The following is a 19,701-nucleotide window of genomic DNA, read 5'->3' as shown; positions in this document are numbered from 1 at the left end:
TAGCCGTGCCATCGCGCCCCTCTCCGGGGGACGCGTATCCGGTGGCCGGACCGGGGGGAGGGAGCCCGGGACCGTTCCCCCCCGGCCCGGCCCGAGGACCTACTTCACCACGTGTGTCGCGACGACCTCCCTGAGCCACGCCGCGGACCTCTTGGGCCTGCGGTCGTAGTTCTCCATGAGGTCGACCTCGACGAAGCCGTAGCGGTTCTTGAAGGCGTTCGCCCAGGACCAGTTGTCGATGAGGCCCCAGTAGTGGTAGCCGCGGCACTTGGCGCCGTCGTCGATCGCGCGGGCGATCCAGGCGAGGTGGTCGCGCACGAAGTCGACGCGGTAGTCGTCCTGGATCTGGCCGCCCTCGTCGCGGTTCCTGTACTCGCCCTCGATGCCGATGCCGTTCTCGGACACGAACCACTCGAGGTCGGGGTACTCGTCGCGGCACTTCATGCCGAAGTCGTAGATGCCCTTGGGGTAGATCTCCCAGCCGCGGGACTCGTTCATGACGCGCCCGGGCCAGACGTAGGGCTCGGCGAACAGCGGGCTGCCCCACTCGTCGCGGTCGCGGGTCGGCGCCTGCACGCGGCAGGGCTGGTAGTAGTTGCAGCCGAGCCAGTCCACGACGCCCGAGCGCAGGACCTCCTCGTCGCCGGGGCGCGCCGGGACGGGCGCCCCGAGGCGCTCGAGGGTCTCGAGCACGTCCGCGGGCAGGCTGCCCCTGGTCGCGAGGTCGAGCCACCAGCGCGTGGTGAGGCCGTCGTTCATGCGCAGCGCCTCGAGGTCGGCCTCGCTCGGGTCCTCCCTGGTGTAGGAGGGGCTGAAGTTGCACACGATGCCGATGCGCGCGTCCGGGCGGAGCGCGCCCTCCTCGCGCGCCGCGCGGTAGCGGGCGACGCCGAGCGCGTGCGCGACCGAGATGTTGTACTGCGCCGCCACGGCCTCGCGGAAGCTGTGGTGCTGCGGGTACCAGCCGCCGTGCCAGTAGCGGTTCTCGGGCTCGACGCCCGGCTCGTTGAACGTGAACCAGTACCGGACCTCCCCGCCGAACTCGCGGAGCGCCCTCTCGACGTAGTTCGCGTACGCCTCGCAGGTCTCGCGGCTCTCCCAGCCGCCGCGGCGGAAGAGGTAGGTGGGGAGGTCGAAGTGGTAGAGGGTCACGAAGGGCTCGAGCCCCGCCTCGCGCGCCGCGCGGAAGAGCTCGTGGTACCACGCCGCGCCCTCGGGGTTGACGTTGCCGTCCTGGTCGAGCAGGCGGCTCCACTGGATCGACGTGCGGAAGCCGTCGAGCCCGAGCCCCCTGAGGATGGCGAGGTCCTCCTTGTAGCGGTGCATGAAGTCGTTGCCCACGTAGGAGCCCACGCGGTTGTGGAACGCCCCGATGTCCTCGTTGGACCAGGTGTCCCACACGTTCTCGAGCTTGCCGCCCACGTTCCAGCCACCCTCCGTCTGCGGGCCGGACATCGCCGCCCCGAAGAAGAAGTCCTCGGGCAGGGTCAGTTCTGCCATGACGCCTCCGTTTCCTCGCTCGTCCTGCGCGGCTCTTTGTCGCGCTTTGTTAGTTGAATTGTAGCGCTCTTATTTTCTCTATGTAGCGGATTTATTGCCGACAAAGACGGGGACAAAGGAAGATAATGGATTACGTCAGACGAAAACCACGTCGATGAACTGGGGTTTTGCAGCCGACCAGCCCGACGGGGCGCAACGCGCACGAACCCGCGCCCTCTTGCCTGGCCGCAAAATCAAACCGCTCGCGGGCGAAACAAGACCGTTCGCGGAGCGCGTCGAGGACCGCGGGAAGCACGAGGGAGGCCGCCATGCTCAAGTACGAGACGATTGCCCAGGACATCCAGAGCCGCATCGAGGACGGCGACCTCGTGCCCAACGACAAGCTACCGACGGTCGTGGACCTCTGCGACCGCTACGGCGTGAGCAAGATCACCGTCAAGCGCGCCTTCGAGATCCTCACCGAGAAGGGCCTCATCGCGAGCAAGCGCGGGTCGGGCACCTACGTGAAGAACACCACGGAGCTCTTCGACACGGGGGGCGTCGACCCGCTGCTCGTGGGCGAGGACGGCACGCGGAAGGACACGTTCGGGTTCACCAGGTCCGACCAGCCGATTGGCTTCACCGCCTCGCACAGCGCGCGCGGGAGGAGCGTGAGCTCGGTGGTCTACGACTTCTCGGTCACGAACCCGCCCGAGAGCGTCGCGCGGCACCTGAGCATCTCCCCCGACGACTTCACCTACTACTTCTGCCGGGTGCGCTGCCTTGAGAACGACCTAATTACGATTGAGTACACCTACATGCCGATCGACGTAACGCCCGGCCTCAAGCGCGATCAGCTCTACCACTCCGTCTACTCGTTCGTCCAGGACACGCTCGGGCTCAAGATCTCGAGCTTCCACCGCATCATCCGCGCCGTGGGCGCGACCGAGGAGGAGGCCGGGCGCCTGCGGCTCGACGCGGGCACCCCCCTGCTCGAGATCTCCCAGGTCGGCTTCCTCGACGACGGAACGCCCTTCGAGTTCTCCGTCGCACGCAGCAACGGCATGCGCTCCGAGCTGCGCGACGTGAACGTCATATAGGCAGCAGGCAGGGACAGGAGAAGGACATGAAGAAGCTGGCAGTTCTCGACGTAGGCGGCTCCGCGATCAAGTACTGCACCATGTGCGGACCGGGCCTCGAGGGCAAGGGGGAGGTGCCCACCCCCGACGGGGAGAGTCACGACCCCGAGCCGTTCCTCGAGGCCATCGAGGGCATCCTCGCCCGCATGGGTGACGTCGAGGGCCTGGCCCTCTCCATGCCGGGAGAGATCGACGCGCGCCGGAAGTACATCCGGACGGGCGGCGCACTGCTCTACAACTACGGCGTCGACGTGACGGAGTGGGAGAGGCGCTTTGGCCTCACGATCGAAGTCGAGAACGACGCGCGCTGCTCGGCGATCGCCGAGCTCACCCGTGGCAATCTGCAGGGCGTCGACTGCGGCGTGGTGCTCGCGTTCGGGACGGGCATCGGTGGCGGAGTCGTCGCCGGCGGCAAGGTCCTGCGGGGAGCGCACCTCTTTGCGGGGGAGGCCTCGAAGGTCCTCACCTCCTGGCCCGAGAGGGTCTGCGACCCCATTGCAAACGACCGTCTCTGGTCGTCCGCCTGCTCGACCAAATCCCTATGCGAGCGCGTTGCCCGGGCAAAGGGAATCGACGGCTGCGACGGACGGCAGCTCTTCGGCTGGCTCGAAGGCGGGGACGAGGTCGTCGCCGGCGTGTTCCGTCGGGTGTGCGACGAGATTGCCCTGCAGATTCACAACATCCAGTGCTGGCTCGACCCCGAGCGTGTCTGCCTCGGCGGCGGCATCAGCCAGAACCCGCTCTTCGTGGAAGGCGTGAGAGACGCGCACCGGCGCTTCAACGCCTCGTTCGACAACGCCTTCCCCGAGACGGACATCGTGGCGTGCCGCTTCTTCAACGATGCCAACCTCATCGGCGCCTACGAGCACTTCCTCGCCATGGAGCGGTCTCGCTGACGCGCGTGAGCCAAAAGGGGTCTGTCCCCTTTTGGCTCACGCGCAGCGACCGCAGTCGGAGCAGCCGTTGCAGATGAGACGCTGCCCGCACGTCTCGCAGCGCTCGCGAAAGCGAGGCTGGTAGAGCTCCTCGGCGGGAATCGGCAGGCCGAGCGCGTCGTGCAGGCGCCACTCGATTGGCCGGCCGGCAATGCTCACGCCGGACTTGAACGCCTGCTCGGACTGGAGCCGGTGGTCGCGCAGGCGATAGGTCCGCCCGTCCTTCACAAAGACCGTGCCCGTCTCGGTGAACGCGAACGTCACGTCGTGCTCGCGGCACTGTGCCGCGAGCAGACGCACCCAGTCGAAGTCGCACGGGCGGGCGCCCTCGTAGTTCTCGCCGCCGCAGATGACCTGCTCGATGCCGCACCCGCGTACGCCGTCCCCGCCGCGCTCGCCGAGTTCCAGGTACGTCTCTATGTCCGCCCGCCCGATGAGCGGGGCGCACATGATGCCCTTGTGGCGCGCCGGCGTGGCAAGCAGGATCGCGATTCGCTCGTCGGCACGACGCTGGTTCTCGCAGGTGACGTTGAGCATGACGTTGTCCCAACCCTCGCCCCAGTCGTCCGGGAGGCACGCGGCAAAGCGCTCCGGGCGCTTGGTGAGCAACCAGAAGCGCACGTCGGGACGCTGGCGCATGACGTCCCAGGCCTCGTCGCGCCAAGGATCCGCCTCCCCCACGAAGAAGTCCGAGGTCATGCACACGCGGATGAGCTCGCCGGGACGCACCTTGAACGAGCCGTCGCGCGAGCGGGACAGCGGGTAGCGAAAGGCCGCCTTGTTGCGCCGCACGACGGACCCGTCCAGCCCGCGCCAGCGGTCCATCGTGAACATGTAGCAGTTGGCGCAGCCCTCGCTCGCCTTGCGGCACCCGTGCCACGGGTTCCAGATGTCGTGCACGCCTCGCACCCCCTACAGGAACGCACGTTCCTAGGGTAGCACGAGGGCCCTCCGCCGGCCGCTACACAACGCGGCGGATGGCCTTGCCCCGAACCTGATAGCTCGGCCTGACGCCCACGAGCCACGGGCCCTTGGGCAGGCGCTTCACCACGACCTTGCGCGGGCGCGCGGCGAGCGCGGCGCCGAGCAGCCCGGCCTCGTCGTCGCGGCGACGCAGCTCCAGGCCCGCCCGCGCGGCGAACTCGTGGGCCGCCCCGTCTATCGAGAAGCCCATCGCGCCCCCTTTCCTACGCAGATTATACGGACGACATGTCTCCCTGCTCCATCTTAGATGCCTGTTTACGATGGTTTATCCCACCGTTTGCCTAGCAAATTTGCCATTTACCGATTTTTTCTCCCCTTTTTTGGGAACAAGGACTTCGTCTTCCCCACGAGCGCCAGCGGCCCCGCCGCCGACGAGAAGGGAGCGGCCCAATGTGCACGGGCATCCGCTTCACCGACAAGAACGGCGCCATGTACTTTGGACGGAACCTGGACTGGACCCAGGGCTACGGGGAGCAGGTGGTCGTAACGCCCCCGGCGGCAGAGGTCCCCGCGGCCTTTGAGCGCCCCCGGGACCCCGTGCGCGGCCACGCCGTGATGGGCATGGGCATCGTCGTGGCGGGCATACCGCTCTACTTTGACTGCGGCAACGACGCCGGCCTGGCGGTCGCGGGCCTCAACTTCCCGCAGAGCGCCCACTACGCCCCCGACGCCGTGGACGGCACCACCAACGTCGCCGCCTACGAGTTCCCCTACTGGGTCGCGCGGAACTTCTCCACGCTCGACGAGCTGCGCAAGGCGCTGCCGAGCGTGACCGTGGTTGCCAAGCCCGTGAACGAGCACCTGCCGGTGGCCAACCTCCACTGGCTCGTCGGCGACGCCACCGACAGCCTGGTGGTCGAGTGCATGGCCGACGGCCTGCGCGTCTGGGAGGATGACGTCGACACGCTCACCAACGAGCCCGACTTTGGCTGGCACCGCCAGAACCTGCGCAACTACCTCACGCTCTCCGACGGCCTGCCCGCGCCGGCCACCTGGGACCGCGCCGACCTCAAGCCGTTTGGCTCGGGCGGCGGCGTCCAGGGCCTGCCCGGCGACTACGGCGGCCCGGCCCGCTTCGTGCGCGCGGCGTTCGTGAACGCGCGCTACCCCGTCCAGGACGGTGAGAAGAACAACGTGACCCGCCTCTTCCGCACGCTCGGCGCGGCCGCCGTGCCCGACGGCGTGGCCAGGATGGGCGACGGCGCCTACGAGAAGACCCTCTACACCAGCTGCTTCTCGGCCAGCACGCTGACCTACTACCACGCGACCTACGACGATCCCACCATCCGCGCCTACCCGCTCTCTGCCTGCGACCTCTCCGGCACCGCGCCGCTCGTCGCAACGCCCGCCGCCTAGTCGCCAGCACCGTTTTACAACCCATCCTCCAAGCCCCGGGCCTCGCGCCCGGGCGAGGGGAGCGCTCATGACGCGCACAGCCCCTGCACCCTCACCCGTCCGCGCGGCCCGGGTCTTGGCGGCCGGGTCCCAAGCGGGGTGATGGGGCGGCGGGGCGGTGGGGCGGCGGAGCCGACACTTATAAGTGTCGGCTGGGAGGGCAGACGAAGCCGGCACTTCTCGACAAACACCAAGAAGATGCCGACACTCCTTCGCTCGAGGCCCCATTTTTGCCGACACTCCTTGCCGGCGCTCATAAGTGTCGGCAAGGAGTGTCGGTCTGACCTAGGGCAATCCCCCTTCTTGGGCAGAGAAATAGAAGTCCAGGAAATGAGGGGCATATCACCTACGCAGGCGGCCGTTTCGATAGCAACGCATTTTGTTCTACGGCCTTACTCCCGCCAAAACTGGCGAAAATAGGGCCGTAAAAAGCCAAAAATGGAGAAAATCAGGCGATAAGGCCTACTCCATCTCTATCGTGCCCACGGGCTTGGGCGTGAGGTCGTACGCCACGCGGCAGATGCCCGGGACCTCGGCGAGGATGCGGTCGGTGATCTTCTTGAGCAGCGCCCAGTCGAGCTCGGGGACCGTGGCGGTCATGGCGTCGACGGTGTTGACGGCGCGGATGATGGCCAGCCAGTCGTAGGCGCGCTTACCGTCGCGCACGCCAGTGGCGCGCATGTCGGGCACCACGACGAAGTACTGCCACACCTTGCCGGCCAGCCCCGTCGCGGCAAACTCCTCGCGCAGGATGGCGTCGGCCTCGCGCAGCGCCTCCAGGCGGTCGCGCGTGATGGCGCCGAGGCAGCGCACGCCCAGGCCGGGGCCGGGGAACGGCTGGCGCTCGACCATGGACTCGGGCAGCCCGAGCGCGCGGCCCACCACGCGAACCTCGTCCTTGTAGAGCAGGCGGACGGGCTCCACGAGCTCGAACTGCAGGTCGTCGGGCAGGCCGCCCACGTTGTGGTGGGCCTTCACGCCGTCGGACTCCACGATGTCGGGGTAGATGGTGCCCTGCGCGAGGAAGTCCACCTCGCCGGCCACCTTGCGCGCCTCCTCCTCAAAGACGCGGATGAACTCCGCGCCGATGATCTTGCGCTTGCGCTCGGGCTCGGCCACGCCGGCCAGCAGGTCGAGGAAGCGGTCGGCGGCGTCCACGTAGACGAGGTTGGCGTCCATCTGGTTCCTGAAGACGTCGACGACCTGCTCCGACTCTCCCTTGCGCATGAGGCCGTGGTTCACGTGCACGCAGATGAGCTGCTTGCCGATCGCCTTGATCAGCAGCGCGGCCACCACGGATGAGTCGACGCCGCCGGACAGGGCGAGAAGGACGTTCTTCTCGCCGACCTGCTCGCGCACGGCTGCGACCTGCTCCTCGATGAAGGCCTGCGCCAGCTCGGGGGTGGTGATGCGCGCCATGTCATCCGGACGCTTGTTGGGGAGTGCCATGCCTGCTCCTTTGGTCGAGGCTTCAGTAACCTGATTTTACTCGGACGCGGTTCTCGGCGGGACGATCACGTCGTAGCGGACGGCCTTTCCCGCAACCGCGTGGCTGGGCCTGACGCCCGCGAGGCACGGCCCCTTGGGCGGCCGCTTGATCACAACCTTGCGCGGACCCGCGGTCAGCGCCGCGTCCAGGAGCTCGCGCTCGTCCTCGCAGGGACGCTCGAGGCGGTGCAGCAGCTGGAACTTCTTCTTGACCGCGGCGCTCTTGGTGCGCTCGGGAAACATCGGGTCGAGAAACACCACGTCTGGGGCGGCGCCCATCGCGCGCAGGGCGGCCACGCTGTCTCCCTCCACGAGCGTCATGCGCTCGACGATGGCGCTGAGCTGCGGCTCGTTTGCCGCTCGGTCGAGCGCGTCTTGCAGGAGCGCCGCTATGACCGGGTCCTTCTCGTACATCGTGACCGTGAAGCCGGCAGCCGCCAGCAGCAGCGAGTCCTCGCCGAGGCCCGCCGTCGCGTCCACGGCAGTGGGCGCCGCGACGCCCCGGACGCGCGCCGCGCGGACGAGCAGCTCGCGCCCGAGCCGGTCCGGGCGGAGCCTCGGCAGCAGGCGCGCGAGGTCGCACGTGAGCTCCATGCCGTCGCCGGCGAGCGCCAGCCCCGCCGCGCCCTCGCGCAGCTCCAGACCGGCCTCCCGCGCGACCCTCTGCGCCTCTCCGGACATCCTGTTCCTCCGCTCGCCCCGGGGCCTCGTTTGTTCTAGGATGGCACGCGGTCGGTGCGGAGTCGAGCGGGAGGGCAAGATGGAGCAGGCGTCGTCGGCGAGAAGGACCAAGGTGCCCGTGAGGCTCGGCCTCACCGTCATCTGCGCGGGAGGCTTCATGGACGCGTACTCCTACCTCCTGCACGACCACGTCTTCGCGACCGGGCAGACCGGCAACGTCGCCCTCCTTGGAATCAACCTCGCCGCGGGCAACCTGCCCGGCGTGGGCCACTACCTCGTGCCCATCATCGCGTTCGTCGTTGGCATCGTGCTCTCCAAGCACATCCTCGCCAGCGTGCACGGCAACAACCGCTACCCCATGATGCGCTGGGTCGCGGTCTTTGAGGCCGCGGCGTTCGCCGTCGTGGCGCTGCTGCCGCCCGCCGCGCCCGACCTCCTCGTGAACAGCTTCATATCGTTCTGCGCGGCGCTCTCCTACGAGAACTTCCGCCTCTTCGGAACGCGCTCGGCCTACTCGAGCGTGTTCTGCACCGGCAACCTGCGCTCGCTCGGGGAGACACTCTACGAGGGCGTGTTCCGCGGCGACCGCCACGAGCTGCACCGCTCCGCCCGCTACGCCGCGCTCGTGACCTTCTTCTGCCTCGGCGCGGTGCTGTGCAAGGTCCTCATCGACCTCGTCGGCCAACCCGCCTGCCTGGCGATAAGCGCGCTCTTCCTGCTCTCGGTGCGCTTCGTCCCCGCCGAGGGCTAGCGGCGGCGCAGGCGCGGCGCGGCAACGAGGCAGAGCAGCGAGCCCGCGACCGCGGCGGCCAGGGCCGGGAGGGACGCGTCGCCCGCGTTGGGCAGCTCGTCGCTCTCGGGTTCGGGGTTCTGCGGCTCATCCGTCTCCGCGGGGGCAACGTAGTCCGGGTCCTTCTCGCCGCAGCGCGTGCACACGCCGTCCTGGAAGTCGTGGCCGAGGGCGGGAATGGCCTGCTCGGAGGTCGCGGTGTACTTTGCGCCGTCGAGCTCGACCGTAGCCGTGTAGACCCTGACACCAGCCTCGGTGCAGGCGGGCTCCGCCCTGACGGAGGACGTGGGCTCCGCGGTCAGCTCCCGGGCGTGCGCCGCGTCATGGGCGCAGGCGAACGTGGCAACGAACTTGGCCCCGTCCTCAGACCAGCTCCACTCGGGCTTGCCCCAGTCGTGGCCGAGGGCGGGCAGCGTGCGCTCCTCGGTCACGCCGCAGGTTGCGCAGGAGCGCTCCTCCATGCCGTCATCCGTGCAGGTGGCGGGCTCGGAGACGGTCCACTCGCCCCAGTCGTGGCCGAGGGCGGGGACGGACTCGCCCCGCGAGATCTTGTACCCGCAGACGGAGCACACCGTGTCGCCGGTATACCCGTCCTCGGTGCATGTCGCCGCCTTCGCGTTGACGGTCTTGGGCGCATGGGTCTCATAATCCAGCTTGTCGGCGCATCCCGAGCAGGCGTGCCAGTGTCCGCCCGCATCGCTCAACCACGCGGCAGCGGGGCTGTGGACATGTCCAACGGACAGGTTCACCTCGACCTCATAACGATCCAGCTGGCTCAGATCAACGTCGTTCGCCGCATCACCCGCCTTGACGGTCCCGTCCGTGGTATAGCCGACGTAGAGGCAGATCGTGCCGCTATACTGCCCGCTGGGAACCTTCCCCATGTTGTGAATTTCGCACAGCACGCTGAAGTCGGCAGCCTCATCAGCGCCCAGGACAGCGAAGACCCTCGTCTCTTCTGGGTTCTTCAGATAGACCCCATCACCAGATCCTTGCTGCTGTGCAGAAATCCCAACTGGGATGGTCTTTGTCGGATCGTCGTCTTTCGACAGGGTGAGGGTGTTGAAGTCGGCCTTGTTTGTGCCGTACACAACAACGCGTCCTCCTCCGGTCAGAACCGGGTTGCTACCAAGGGACAGGGTTCCCTTTGCCGTGTAAAAGCCGGAACCATGGTCCTCCGCAAGCGTCCGCGTTTGCGGATAGCTGAACGTATACTCCGGGATATGACTGACCGTACCGTTTCCACCGATGCTGTTCGGCAGCGTGCCGTGGTTTTCTATGACACCGTCGTTGGTCAGGGCGCCGCCCTCAATGGTCACGGTGCCCCGATTGGTCAGCGTGAGACCGTTCGGAATCGTCAAGCTCGCGCCGCCCGGGATCGTCAGGCTCTCGTCCTTGCCAACCTCCAGGTTGTCCTGCAAGGTCACGTTGCCGTACACGGTGCCTGTGCCGTTGTTAAAGACGATGCCCGTGCCGTTGGGCGTCACAGGGCTGGAATTGGACGCAATCCCACCGTTGGCTCGCACGACAGTATTGCCGTTGACGGTCAGACCGGGCGTTCCAGAGCCAGAAACGCCGCTGCCAAACTGAAAGCGAACCCCCGTGCCACTGTCGCCGTTTCCAGCCGCAGTCAGGCTGCCTCCATCCACAGTCAGAGAGGCGTCCGAATTGATGCCCGTCTGCACCATGATCCCATCGCCGGCAGCGCTGGTCACCGCTGCCTCCACATCGGCGTCCCGGATGGTCAGGGCAGCGTTGTTGCCGTTGCTCTGAACGAGGATTCCGCACTGAAAACAGCTGGCATTCAGGCTGCCCGGACCCGTGATGGCAAGGCTGGCTGCGCCTGTCTCGGACCAAACAAAAACGCCCACGGAAGCGCTTACGGTGTTTGCCCCCTCCAAAACGATTGCCAGCGAAACGGGCTGTCCATTTCTGTCCGCATAAATGGCAGCGTTGCTATAGTTGGTTGACGGATTCTCGCTTCCGCTACCTGAGATGGTCGCACCGTTCAGGGTCAGGATGTTGCTTCCCGCATCATAGTGGACGTTCCAGCTTTCGCCTGCGCTTGATTCGGTCAGCTCGCCAGTTGTGCTGTCCGTCGTCCAGTAGCCGCCCTGCGAGGTGTCAACGGTGACGTTGCCGATGACAAGCCTCCCGGGGGCGTTCCCCGCCGCCCGCGCCTCGGCGGGCAGCAGCCCCACGCAGATCGCCATCGCGGCGAGCGCGCACGCCACAAACGAGCAGATCCTCCTGGCCATCGTCATCACGCCCACCGCCCTTCTCGCCAGCCCCAAGCCTTCGGGGCACGTATTCGCCTAGGTCCATTCTCGGCGAGGGCGAAAGACGGCGCATCACCCGTTAGCGCTCCAAAACGGGTGGTGGCGCGCGGGACAGGCACCCCGCCGCACCTCACGCGAGCATGAAGCGGCGGAGTTCCTGGCGGCTGGAGACGCCAAGCTTGCGCAGTGCGGAGGAGATGCAGCTCTTGACCGTGTGGGGAGAGACCCCCATGTGCTGGGCAATCTCGGCGTTGGTCCACCCGCGGGAAGCGAGCATCGAGGCGGCAAACTCCGTGGTGGTGAGATTGTCGGCCACGTCGTCGCCGGTGACAGGGTTGTGCACGCGCCGCCATCCCGCGGAGAAGCGATACGTGATGTCGATGATGCGCCGGAAGTCCTCGGGCCACGCGGGCTTGATCACCGCCTCGAGCATGCCGCCGAGAAGCCCGTGGTGCTCGGCAAACCCCTCGATGAGGTCGTCGGGACGGGCCAGCTCCCACGCTGCGAGCAGGTGCCTGCGCGCCTCGTCGGCACGGCGCAGGGACACGAGGTCCATGACGGCAACGAGGTGCAGGTAGATGGACGGGATGGGATAGACCGCTTCCATGGCGAGAAGCGCGGTCTCGGCGATGCCGAGACTGTGGGCGTAGTCCCCCGAGAGGTAGGCGGCATGCGCCCTCACGTAAAGCGCGAAGGCGCGCAGCCCCGGCGGCAGAAGCGGCATCACCTCGCCCGCGTCGGGCGCGTTGGCAGGTGCGGGCAGGTGCAGCAGGACGCTCGCCGTCTGGGCGACGAAGCCCTCCGCCGCGCGCAGGCGCGGATCCGCGAGAGACGCCTGCGCAAGCGCTCCTCTCGCCATCTCGAGCGCGCTGCGGGCGCGCTCGATCCGACCGAGCGTCAGGTGGCGTAGGCGCAGATGAGACAAGCGGAAAGCCGGATGCCCAGCTCCTCGCTCGCAAGGTGCCGCCCCGCCAGCTCAACCGCCTCGCTCGCGCAGCCGGTAAAGTAGGCGAGCTCGGAGCGCGCGATGTCTGCACGTGGTCCCGCATCGAGCGATTCCACGAACTCGCGGGCATGTCCCGGCTCGAAGGCCGAGCTCATGAGAGGCATGAGGTTGGTGTGGTCGCTGGAAAGGCGCCTTGGGCGCGAGGGTGCGGGCGTGCGGCGCGGGTCAACGGGCTTGGGCGCGCCCTCCGGGATGCGCCACGAGCCGGCGAACTTCTCGGCACCGTTTATGCGGCCATCGGCGCACAGGCGTTGCACCAGGCGCTCCGTCACGCCCCAGCGCCGCGCGGCATCCCTCACCGTCATGTACTCCATAGCGGCTCCCACCCCGAGAGAAAGTGCTGCCCCACACTATGCACGAGGGGGGGTGATTTCTATTCGCGCGGGCGAACAGTTCGCCGACCGGACGGGCAACGCCTGCGAGCGCCGCCCCTAGCGCACCGGCTCAAACCGACGCACCGAGAAGTGCTGCGGCCACTCGTAGACGGGAACGCAAACGCCCGGTGCGGGACGAAAGTCCTGAAACGACCCCTCGCGCAGCACGCTCCAGCCGGCGCGACCGAGGTAGGAGTAGCTCTCCCCGTTGTCCGACATGTGCACGAGCGTCACCGGACCGCGCGCCTCCCGCTCCACCTTGGCGAGAAACGCCTCGAGCACCGGCGTGTCAAACGGGTTGAACAGGTAGAAGTGCGTGTAGGGCGCAAGCGACAGGTCGAGCACGCTCCCGCAGACCACCGAGACGCGCTCGTGGCGCGCAGCCCACGCCGACGCCACGGACGCGAGCTCAGGGTCGAGCTCCACGCCCGTGGCGCGGCACGGCAGACACCGGGCGGCATACGCAAGCACGCGGCCCTGACCGCAGCCGACGTCGAGCAGGTGATCGGACTCGGTGAGATCGAGCCCGCCGAGAAGCTCCTCGAGCACGAAGTACGGCGTCGGCGTGGTGTCGTGCGCCCTCTGCGCCGAGAAGCGCGTGGGCCGGTCGAGCGCGAGCGAGCGCCCGCAGATGGCCACGTCGCGCTCCTCGTCCGCAGCGAGCAGCTCCGCCTCGGTTGTAGGAACGAGGCCCGGCACTCCCCTACTTCCCCTCGACCATGGTGAGCGAGATCTTGCCGCGGTCGCGGTCGACCTTCTCCACCCAGACCTTAACCGTATCGCCCACGGCCACCACGTCGCTCGGGTGCTTGACGAAGCGCCGCGCCATCTTGGAGATGTGGACGAGCCCGTCCTGGTGGACGCCCACGTCCACGAAGGCGCCGAAGTCCACCACGTTGCGCACAGTGCCCGTGAGCTCCATGCCGGGCTGGAGGTCCTCGATCGAGAGCGCCGCGCGGCTGAAGACCACCTCGGGCGCGTCGTCACGCGGGTCGCGCCCGGGCTTCTCGAGCTCGTGGACGATGTCGAACAGCGTCAGGAAGCCGCAGCCCAGCTCGTCGGCGAGCGCGGCGAGGTTGCCCACGCGCTGCGCGATGTCGGGAACGCCGCCCTGCGCGAGGTCCTTCTCGCCCACCCCGGCGCGCTCGAGGACGGCGGTGGCGACCGCGTAGCTCTCCGGGTGGACACTCGTGGCGTCGAGCGGGTTGTCCCCTCCCGTGATGCGCAGGAAGCCCGCGCACTGCTCAAAGGCCTTGGGGCCGAGCTTGGGCACCTTCTTGAGCTGGCCGCGGTCGGTGAACGCGCCGTTCTCCTCGCGGTAGGCCACGATGTTGCGCGCCACGGCGGGCGTGATGCCGGAGACGTAGCCGAGCAGGCTCGCGCTCGCGGTGTTGGCGTCCACGCCCACGCGGTTGACCACGTCCTCGACCACGTTGCCGAGCGCGCGGGCGAGCTCGGCCTGGTCGAGGTCGTGCTGGTACTGCCCGACGCCGATGGACTGCGGCGGGATCTTGACGAGCTCCGCGAGCGGGTCCTGGAGGCGCCGCCCCAGGCTCATGGCCCCGCGCGTGGTCACGTCGAGGTCGGGATACTCCTGGCTCGCGAGCTCGGAGGCGGAGTAGACCGAGGCGCCAGCCTCGTTGACGATGGTGTAGCGAAGCTCGGGCGCCTGCTCGGCGATGAACTCGGAGACGACCTCCTCGGTCTCACGGCTCGCCGTGCCGTTGCCGATGACGATGGTGTTGATGCCGTAGCGGCTCACGAGGCGCGCGAGCTCGCGCTTGGTGCCCGCGACGTCGTGGCGCGGCTTGGTGGGGTAGACCACACCGTGGTCGAGGAGCTTGCCCGTCTCGTCGAGCACCGCGACCTTGCAGCCCGTGCGATAGCCCGGGTCGAGCGAGATGATGCGGGCGCCGCGCACCGGGCGGGCGGAGAGCAGGCCCTCGAGGTTCTTGGCAAAGACCTTGATGGCGTCCATCTGCGCACGGACGGTGAGGCGGGCGCGCAGCTCGCGCTCGAGCGAGGGTGCCATGAGGCGCTTGTAGCCGTCGGCGACGGCAGCGTCGAGGATCGGGGCGAAGGGTCCCTGGCGGCGCGGCCAGCGGCTCCCGAGCCGCGTCACGGCCGCCTCCACGTCCACCCGCACGCGCACGCGGAGCTTCTCCTCCCGCTCGCCGCGATCGATGGCCAGGACGCGGTGGTTGGGGATCTTGCGCGCCGGCTCGGCGAAGTCGTAGTAGGGCTCGTAGGGGGTCTTCTCGCCCGCGTCCACCGCAACAGAGACGATGTCGGCCGTGCCCTCGGTGAAGGCTCGCAGGTCGGCCACGTTCTCGGCGTCCTCCGCCACCGTCTCGGCCACGATGTCGGCCGCCCCGGCGAGCGCTTTCTCCGGCGTGTCGAACCCGGCCTCGGCGGCCTCGGGCGTCACAAAGGGCGCAGCCGCCTCGAGCGGGCCGCCCTTCTTGGGCGTGACCTGCATGATGATCATGTTGGCGAGCGGCTCCAGCCCCGCCTCGCGGGCCTTCTGGGCGCGGGTCATGCGCTTCTTGCGGTAGGGCTTGTAGAGGTCCTCGACGCGCTGGAGCTGGGTGGCCGCGCGAATCTCCGCCTCGAGCTCGGGCGTGAGCTTGCCCTGGGCGTTGATGAGAACGATGACGTCCTCCTTGCGCTGCTCCAGGTTGCGCAGGTAGGCAAGGCGCTCGTCGAGCGCGCGCAGGGCGACGTCGTCCATGCCGCCCGTCGCCTCCTTGCGGTAGCGCGCGATGAAGGGGATGGTGTTCCCCTCGTCGATGAGGTCGACGGCGGCCTGGACCGCGGCGGGCTTGAGCCCAAGCTCCTCCGCGAGCGTGGCGATGATGTCCATGTAGGCTCCCTCGGTTGGGTGCATGAGTGGATAAGGATAGCCGTATGGACCTCGCGGGGCAAAGGGGCGGGCAGGGGGTCTCGCGCGCGAAAGGCTCTCCCGGCGCCGGAGCGCGGCGCCGGGAGAGGGTGCTACTCGTCGGCGAGCTGGGCCATCATCTTCTTGAGCATGGCAAGCAGCTCTTCCCTACTGGGCGCATCATCGTCGTCCTTCTCGATGATCTCGCCGAGGTCGTCAAAGGCGTCGTCGATGATGCTCGCGGCGCGGAAGCAGATCTCGGTGCACTCCTCGCCCACGGAGCCGGGGAAGACCTTGGCGTCGCAGTCGGCCGTGATGTTGAGGGTCTCGGTGTTGACGTAGAACTTGAGCCAGCGGAAGCGCATGTTGAGGCCGTTCACCACGAGCAGGGCCTTGGCCAGGAGCTCCTCGGACTTCACCTTGGCAAAGTTCTGCACGCAGAAGTGAACGGTGCTCGCCTCGCCCTCCTCGTCAAAGTCCACAAAGACGCGCGTGCTCTCCCCGTCGCGGTCAAACGAGAGGAGGTCGATGTTGTCCCCGCTGTTGACGGTCGAGTACTTCACGCCGTGGGAGTCCATGTACTGCTCGAACTCTTTTCTCAGTGACTCCGTGCTTGCCATGGCAGATTCCTTTCTCCAGGTCCGTGCCCGCCACTCGTGCTCGCGCGCCCGGGCGTCATGTCAGCGCCCGTTGACCTCCGTCTCGCACGCGCGCAGCCTGTCCATGAATTCTCCCTCTTCCCCGGCGCCGTCCCCGCTCTTTTTGGTCGAGGAGCCCAAAAGCTCGGCAAGCGCCCGCTCGAGGTCCTCGGAGCCCTTCTCGCTCATCGGGCATCACCCTCCTTCCCGCTCAGCTCGCTCCACAGGGCCATGATCCGCTCGCCCGATATGGTTCGCTCGGCGAGAAGAACCTCCACCAGCCGGTCGAACGTCTCCCTGTGGGCCTTGATGGTCTCCTGCGCACGGGAGAACGCCTCGCCCATGACGCGGTTCATCTCGTCGCGCACCTCGCGCGGGAGGTCGACGAGCTCCGTCCGCCCGGAGCCTGCGGAGGCGTCGTCGACGTACTGGACGTAGCCCGCCGGCGACATCCCGTAGCGGGCCACGTAGTCGCGCGCGAGCGTCGTCGCCATGCGCAGGTCTGACGAGTTGCCCGCGGAGTAGTCCCCGTAGTAGAGGTGCTCGGCGGCCATGCCGCCCATGAGCTCCGCGATCCGGTTCTCGAAGTAGACCGCCGTCGGCATGTCCGTCGCGGACGCCTTGTGCTGCACGTAGCCGAGCGACCCGCTCGCCTCGCGCTCCACGGTCACGACCATGATGTTCGTCTCGCCGACGAGGCCGAGGCGACAGGTCGCGTGGCCCATCTCGTGAATCGCCACGCGACGCAGGGACTCGTCGGAGAAGGCGTCGTCCGGGCTCAGAACGGGAACCGAGACGGTCTTGCACAGGCTCTCGATCGAGGGGACGTCCCCCGCCCCGATGGCCGCCGGGTCGTCGGACGAGCCCTCCGAGCGCCTGGCGATGACCTCCTGGACCACCTTGTCGACGAAGCGCCCGTTGCCGAAGCGCTCCACGTTGTGGAAGTACCGGAAGATCTCGCGGGTGGCCGCGCGCGCCTCGTCGGAGAGCGCAAAGCCATAGCTCGTCATCTTGCGCTCGAAGATCTCCTCGAGCTCGTCTGTTCCGTAGTCCTCGAAGTGGAACGTGTAGCCGATTCGCGACGCGAGGCCGGGGTTGAGGTCTATGAACCTGCGCATCTCCGCCTCGTACCCCGCAAACATCACCGAGAGCTCGCCCTTGTGGTCCTCCATCGCCTTGACGAGCTGGGCTATGACCTCGGCGCCCGCGCTCGTCTCGAGCAGGGCGTACGCCTCGTCGATGAAGAGCACGCCGCCCGCGGCGGCCTTGAGCCTCTCCTCCACCGCCCGGGAGCTGCCGCCCACGAGCGACGAGGTGAGGTCCTTCGCCTCGACCTCCACGAACCGGTTCGTTGGAACCACCCCGACGTTGTAGAGAACCTGGCCGATGATGCGGGCCACCGTGGTCTTTCCCGTGCCGGGATTTCCGGTGAAGACCATGTTGAGGTTCATCGGGGGCATCCTGAGGCCCGAGCGGTTTCCGCTCTCGTGGAACGAGACGACCCGCTCGAGCTCGGAGATCTTCTCCTTGAGCTCCGCCATCCCAACGAGCGGGGCAAGGAGCTCCCGGGCGGGGCGGGGCTGCCAGTCCTGGATGTCGAAGAGCTCCTGGCGCGTGGGAACGTCCTCCAGCGAGAGGCGCATGGTGTCCTCGGGCGCTACCACGCCCTGGGCCGCGCGGTTCGAGTGCTTGACGAGCGCCTTCTGGACGAGCGTTCCCACGAAGCGCCCGTTGCCAAAGCTGCGGAAGCGACGATGGTAGTCGAAGGTCTCGCGCAGCACCGGGTCGATGGCGTCCCCGTCGTAGTCGAAGCCCGCGACGGCGAGGTCCCTCCTGAAGATCTGGAGCAGCTCGTCGGTCGAGTAGTCCGCAAAGCGGAACTTGTAGCCTATGCGCGACGAGATCCCGGGGTTCGTCTCGATGAAGTCGGACATCTCCTTCTCGTACCCGGCAAAGATGACGACGAGCTCGTCCCGGCGGTCCTCCATCGCCTTGATGAGCTCGGCGACGGCCTCGGCGCCGTAGTCCGCGCCGCTCAGCTCGCCCTTGCCGCCTGCGAGGGCGTAGGCCTCGTCGATGAAGAGGACGCCCCCCATCGCCTCGCCCACGACCGCCGCCGTCTTGGGGGCCGTGCTCCCCACGTACTCCCCGATGAGGTCCTTCGCCGTGACCTCCTTGAAGACGTTCTGGCGCGTGATGCCGATCTTGTAGAGCATCGTGGCCACCATCCGGGCGACGGTCGTCTTGCCCGTGCCGGGGTTGCCCGTGAAGAGCATGTGGAAGTTGGCGGGGGGCAGCTTGGCGCCGCGAGCCTCTGCCGTCTTCCTGAAGAGGGCGAATCGCTCGAGTCTGCGAACGGTCTCCTTGACGTCGTCAAGGCCCACAATCTCGTCGAGCATCTCCTCGAGCGAGGAGCTCTGGTACCTGCTGCGGGGAAGGTCGAGTCTGCCGGCCGCGTTCGAGCCCTTGGCGAGGTAATCGGCGAGCTCGCGTCCCTTGAAGGGGAGCGCGTCGGCGTTGAAGGCCACGAAGGAGCAGAACCGGTCCCGGAAGGTGGCGTCGCGCAGGGCCTCGTCGCGCAGGGGCTGGTCCAGGTCCTCGAGGTAGTGGTCAAAGACGCGGTCGGGCGTCATGTACCCCAGCTCGATGCGGTTCAGCTCGTACGTGAAGTGAAACGCGCTCGAAAGGCCCGCAAAGCGCATGAGCTCGGCGCGCGTTCCCACGAGCAGGACGTAGCGGTCGTCGACGATGCGTCCCAGGCGCTCGATCACGTAGTCCTTGATGAGGTCGGCGCGGTTGAAGGACACGAAGTCCCCCAGGCGGTCGATCACGTAGAGCGTGCGTGGGCGGAGGTTCTCGTCCCCCGTCGAGATGAAGGTGAACTTCTCCTGGTCGACCTGGTTGATGAGCGACATCGCGCGCACCTTGCGGACGGACCCTCGCTCGATCTTGCCCAGCGTGGCAAGAAGATCGGCGACGTCCGAGACGAAGTCGGCGCGGTAGGAGTCGTCGTCGGCGACGACCATGCCGGCAAAGTCGTTCTCGCGCTCGCTCACGAGCAGGTGAAGCGCGCGCTCGGAGTCGACGGTCAGCGCCTCCCACTTCTCGACGAACTGACGCCCCGCGCGCGTTCTTCTCGCCCGGCGCCCCTCCGCCTCTGCGAGCAGGGGAATCTCGCTCTGGGGCAGCAGGGCCTCGTGGAGCGCGAAGCACGCCGCCAGGGCGACGGGGCAGACGGAGAACCCGCAGCTGCGGTGCGAGCACCTGAGGTCTTTGTGAGCGGGCCCCATGACGACGCCCCTCCCGCGCTCGAGCGCGCCGTTGAGCAGGGCGCAGTCTCCGAGGCGGCGGGTGATGGAGTCCGTCTTGAGGTGGTAGGCAAACGCGCCGTCGGGCGCGGACTCGATGTCCATGTCGAGGGGCTCCGCGTCGTGCGCCCGATAGAGCTCGCAGGCAAGCTGCAGCGCGGCCGTGTCCGACACCTTGAGGGATGAGAGGAGCTGGGAGATCTGCTCGCCGGTCATTGCCATGACAAGCCCCCTTTGGGACGAAGGGCGCCCTGGCGCCCGCATCGCTTTTTCAGGTTAGCATACGGCATCCCGGCCGGCCGGGGCGTCGCGGCGGGCGACCGG

General features: G+C 67.8%; 17 protein-coding genes. 4 read left to right on the top strand and 13 right to left on the bottom strand.

Annotated features, from left to right (window positions below):
• Positions 1 to 99 precede the first annotated feature (99 nt).
• A complete protein-coding gene (locus tag B5F23_RS05910) occupies positions 100 to 1,500 on the bottom strand; it encodes a glycoside hydrolase family 1 protein (RefSeq protein ID WP_087352749.1) in 1,401 nt (466 codons plus the stop codon).
• Positions 1,501 to 1,808: 308 nt separating this feature from the next.
• Here B5F23_RS05910 and B5F23_RS05905 point away from each other — a divergent pair, with 308 nt between their 5' ends.
• Both B5F23_RS05905 and B5F23_RS05900 read left to right on the top strand, forming a co-directional pair.
• A complete protein-coding gene (locus tag B5F23_RS05905) occupies positions 1,809 to 2,579 on the top strand; it encodes a GntR family transcriptional regulator (protein ID WP_087352747.1) in 771 nt (256 codons plus the stop codon).
• A gap of 26 nt (positions 2,580 to 2,605) precedes the next feature.
• Complete coding sequence (locus B5F23_RS05900) at positions 2,606 to 3,514, top strand: ROK family protein (protein WP_087352745.1); 909 nt, start codon at positions 2,606 to 2,608, stop codon at positions 3,512 to 3,514.
• Between the two features lie 36 nt (positions 3,515 to 3,550).
• Here the strand turns inward: B5F23_RS05900 and B5F23_RS05895 are convergent, their stop codons facing one another.
• Together B5F23_RS05895 and B5F23_RS05890 are read right to left on the bottom strand one after the other, a co-directional pair.
• A complete protein-coding gene (locus B5F23_RS05895) occupies positions 3,551 to 4,453 on the bottom strand; it encodes a DUF5131 family protein (protein WP_087352743.1) in 903 nt (300 codons plus the stop codon).
• 61 nt (positions 4,454 to 4,514) lie between these two features.
• On the bottom strand, positions 4,515 to 4,727 hold the full coding sequence (locus B5F23_RS05890) for a hypothetical protein (protein WP_087352740.1): 213 nt from the start codon (positions 4,725 to 4,727) through the stop codon (positions 4,515 to 4,517).
• 200 nt (positions 4,728 to 4,927) lie between these two features.
• On the opposite strand from B5F23_RS05890, the gene bsh reads away from it, so the two are divergent.
• Positions 4,928 to 5,893: a choloylglycine hydrolase gene (gene bsh, locus B5F23_RS05885; RefSeq protein ID WP_087352739.1), complete on the top strand. Its 966-nt coding sequence runs from the start codon at positions 4,928 to 4,930 to the stop codon at positions 5,891 to 5,893.
• Between the two features lie 501 nt (positions 5,894 to 6,394).
• On the opposite strand, the gene guaA is transcribed toward bsh, so the two are convergent.
• Positions 6,395 to 7,381, bottom strand: a complete 987-nt coding sequence (gene guaA / locus B5F23_RS05880; RefSeq protein ID WP_087352737.1) for a glutamine-hydrolyzing GMP synthase — start codon at positions 7,379 to 7,381, stop codon at positions 6,395 to 6,397.
• A gap of 36 nt (positions 7,382 to 7,417) precedes the next feature.
• Positions 7,418 to 8,101, bottom strand: a complete 684-nt coding sequence (locus tag B5F23_RS05875) for a class I SAM-dependent methyltransferase (protein ID WP_087352735.1) — start codon at positions 8,099 to 8,101, stop codon at positions 7,418 to 7,420.
• A gap of 79 nt (positions 8,102 to 8,180) precedes the next feature.
• Here B5F23_RS05875 and B5F23_RS05870 point away from each other — a divergent pair, with 79 nt between their 5' ends.
• The gene (locus B5F23_RS05870) at positions 8,181 to 8,852 is read left to right on the top strand and encodes a YoaK family protein (protein ID WP_158096130.1); all 672 of its coding nucleotides are present in this window, start codon (positions 8,181 to 8,183) and stop codon (positions 8,850 to 8,852) included.
• On the opposite strand, the gene B5F23_RS05865 is transcribed toward B5F23_RS05870, so the two are convergent.
• From B5F23_RS05865 to B5F23_RS05835, 8 genes are all read right to left on the bottom strand, one after another.
• Positions 8,849 to 11,164, bottom strand: a complete 2,316-nt coding sequence (locus B5F23_RS05865) for a hypothetical protein (protein WP_143786374.1) — start codon at positions 11,162 to 11,164, stop codon at positions 8,849 to 8,851. The genes B5F23_RS05870 and B5F23_RS05865 overlap by 4 nt on opposite strands.
• Before the next feature lie 136 nt (positions 11,165 to 11,300).
• Positions 11,301 to 12,029 (bottom strand): helix-turn-helix transcriptional regulator, encoded by a 729-nt coding sequence (locus tag B5F23_RS05860; protein WP_087352729.1) that lies wholly within the window; start codon positions 12,027 to 12,029, stop codon positions 11,301 to 11,303.
• 38 nt (positions 12,030 to 12,067) lie between these two features.
• Entirely contained in the window at positions 12,068 to 12,490 is a 423-nt protein-coding gene (locus B5F23_RS09960) for a helix-turn-helix domain-containing protein (RefSeq protein ID WP_241145808.1), read from the bottom strand.
• 117 nt (positions 12,491 to 12,607) lie between these two features.
• Positions 12,608 to 13,249 carry a class I SAM-dependent methyltransferase gene (locus B5F23_RS05850; RefSeq protein WP_087352727.1) on the bottom strand — a complete coding sequence of 214 codons (642 nt, stop codon included), beginning with the start codon at positions 13,247 to 13,249 and terminating at the stop codon, positions 12,608 to 12,610.
• 4 nt (positions 13,250 to 13,253) lie between these two features.
• Positions 13,254 to 15,413, bottom strand: coding sequence for a Tex family protein (locus B5F23_RS05845; protein WP_087352725.1), 2,160 nt, complete (start codon positions 15,411 to 15,413; stop codon positions 13,254 to 13,256).
• A 131-nt stretch (positions 15,414 to 15,544) separates the two neighbouring features.
• Complete coding sequence (locus B5F23_RS05840) at positions 15,545 to 16,051, bottom strand: YbjN domain-containing protein (RefSeq protein ID WP_087352723.1); 507 nt, start codon at positions 16,049 to 16,051, stop codon at positions 15,545 to 15,547.
• A gap of 60 nt (positions 16,052 to 16,111) precedes the next feature.
• Positions 16,112 to 16,258 (bottom strand): hypothetical protein, encoded by a 147-nt coding sequence (locus B5F23_RS09710; RefSeq protein ID WP_158096129.1) that lies wholly within the window; start codon positions 16,256 to 16,258, stop codon positions 16,112 to 16,114.
• Positions 16,255 to 19,599: an AAA family ATPase gene (locus B5F23_RS05835; RefSeq protein WP_087352721.1), complete on the bottom strand. Its 3,345-nt coding sequence runs from the start codon at positions 19,597 to 19,599 to the stop codon at positions 16,255 to 16,257. The genes B5F23_RS09710 and B5F23_RS05835 overlap by 4 nt, the downstream gene beginning before the upstream one ends.
• Positions 19,600 to 19,701 lie beyond the last annotated feature (102 nt).

This window comes from Olsenella sp. An188 (assembly GCF_002160255.1).
Classification (GTDB): domain Bacteria; phylum Actinomycetota; class Coriobacteriia; order Coriobacteriales; family Atopobiaceae; genus Thermophilibacter; species Thermophilibacter avistercoris.
The sequence above is the reverse complement of the archived record's forward strand: the minus strand, read 5'-3'. Positions and strand labels throughout refer to the sequence as shown.

What these genes read in the sequence shown, in the direction of transcription:
- B5F23_RS05910 (WP_087352749.1), bottom strand. Translation starts at nt 1,500, where the DNA reads ATGGCAGAACTGACCCTGCCCGAGGACTTCTTCTTCGGGGCGGCGATG.
- B5F23_RS05905 (WP_087352747.1), top strand. Translation starts at nt 1,809, where the DNA reads ATGCTCAAGTACGAGACGATTGCCCAGGACATCCAGAGCCGCATCGAG.
- B5F23_RS05900 (WP_087352745.1), top strand. Translation starts at nt 2,606, where the DNA reads ATGAAGAAGCTGGCAGTTCTCGACGTAGGCGGCTCCGCGATCAAGTAC.
- B5F23_RS05890 (WP_087352740.1), bottom strand. Translation starts at nt 4,727, where the DNA reads ATGGGCTTCTCGATAGACGGGGCGGCCCACGAGTTCGCCGCGCGGGCG.
- bsh (WP_087352739.1), top strand. Translation starts at nt 4,928, where the DNA reads ATGTGCACGGGCATCCGCTTCACCGACAAGAACGGCGCCATGTACTTT.
- guaA (WP_087352737.1), bottom strand. Translation starts at nt 7,381, where the DNA reads ATGGCACTCCCCAACAAGCGTCCGGATGACATGGCGCGCATCACCACC.
- B5F23_RS05875 (WP_087352735.1), bottom strand. Translation starts at nt 8,101, where the DNA reads ATGTCCGGAGAGGCGCAGAGGGTCGCGCGGGAGGCCGGTCTGGAGCTG.
- B5F23_RS05870 (WP_158096130.1), top strand. Translation starts at nt 8,181, where the DNA reads ATGGAGCAGGCGTCGTCGGCGAGAAGGACCAAGGTGCCCGTGAGGCTC.
- B5F23_RS05860 (WP_087352729.1), bottom strand. Translation starts at nt 12,029, where the DNA reads ATGGCGAGAGGAGCGCTTGCGCAGGCGTCTCTCGCGGATCCGCGCCTG.
- B5F23_RS09960 (WP_241145808.1), bottom strand. Translation starts at nt 12,490, where the DNA reads ATGGAGTACATGACGGTGAGGGATGCCGCGCGGCGCTGGGGCGTGACG.
- B5F23_RS05845 (WP_087352725.1), bottom strand. Translation starts at nt 15,413, where the DNA reads ATGGACATCATCGCCACGCTCGCGGAGGAGCTTGGGCTCAAGCCCGCC.
- B5F23_RS05840 (WP_087352723.1), bottom strand. Translation starts at nt 16,051, where the DNA reads ATGGCAAGCACGGAGTCACTGAGAAAAGAGTTCGAGCAGTACATGGAC.
- B5F23_RS09710 (WP_158096129.1), bottom strand. Translation starts at nt 16,258, where the DNA reads ATGAGCGAGAAGGGCTCCGAGGACCTCGAGCGGGCGCTTGCCGAGCTT.
- B5F23_RS05835 (WP_087352721.1), bottom strand. Translation starts at nt 19,599, where the DNA reads ATGGCAATGACCGGCGAGCAGATCTCCCAGCTCCTCTCATCCCTCAAG.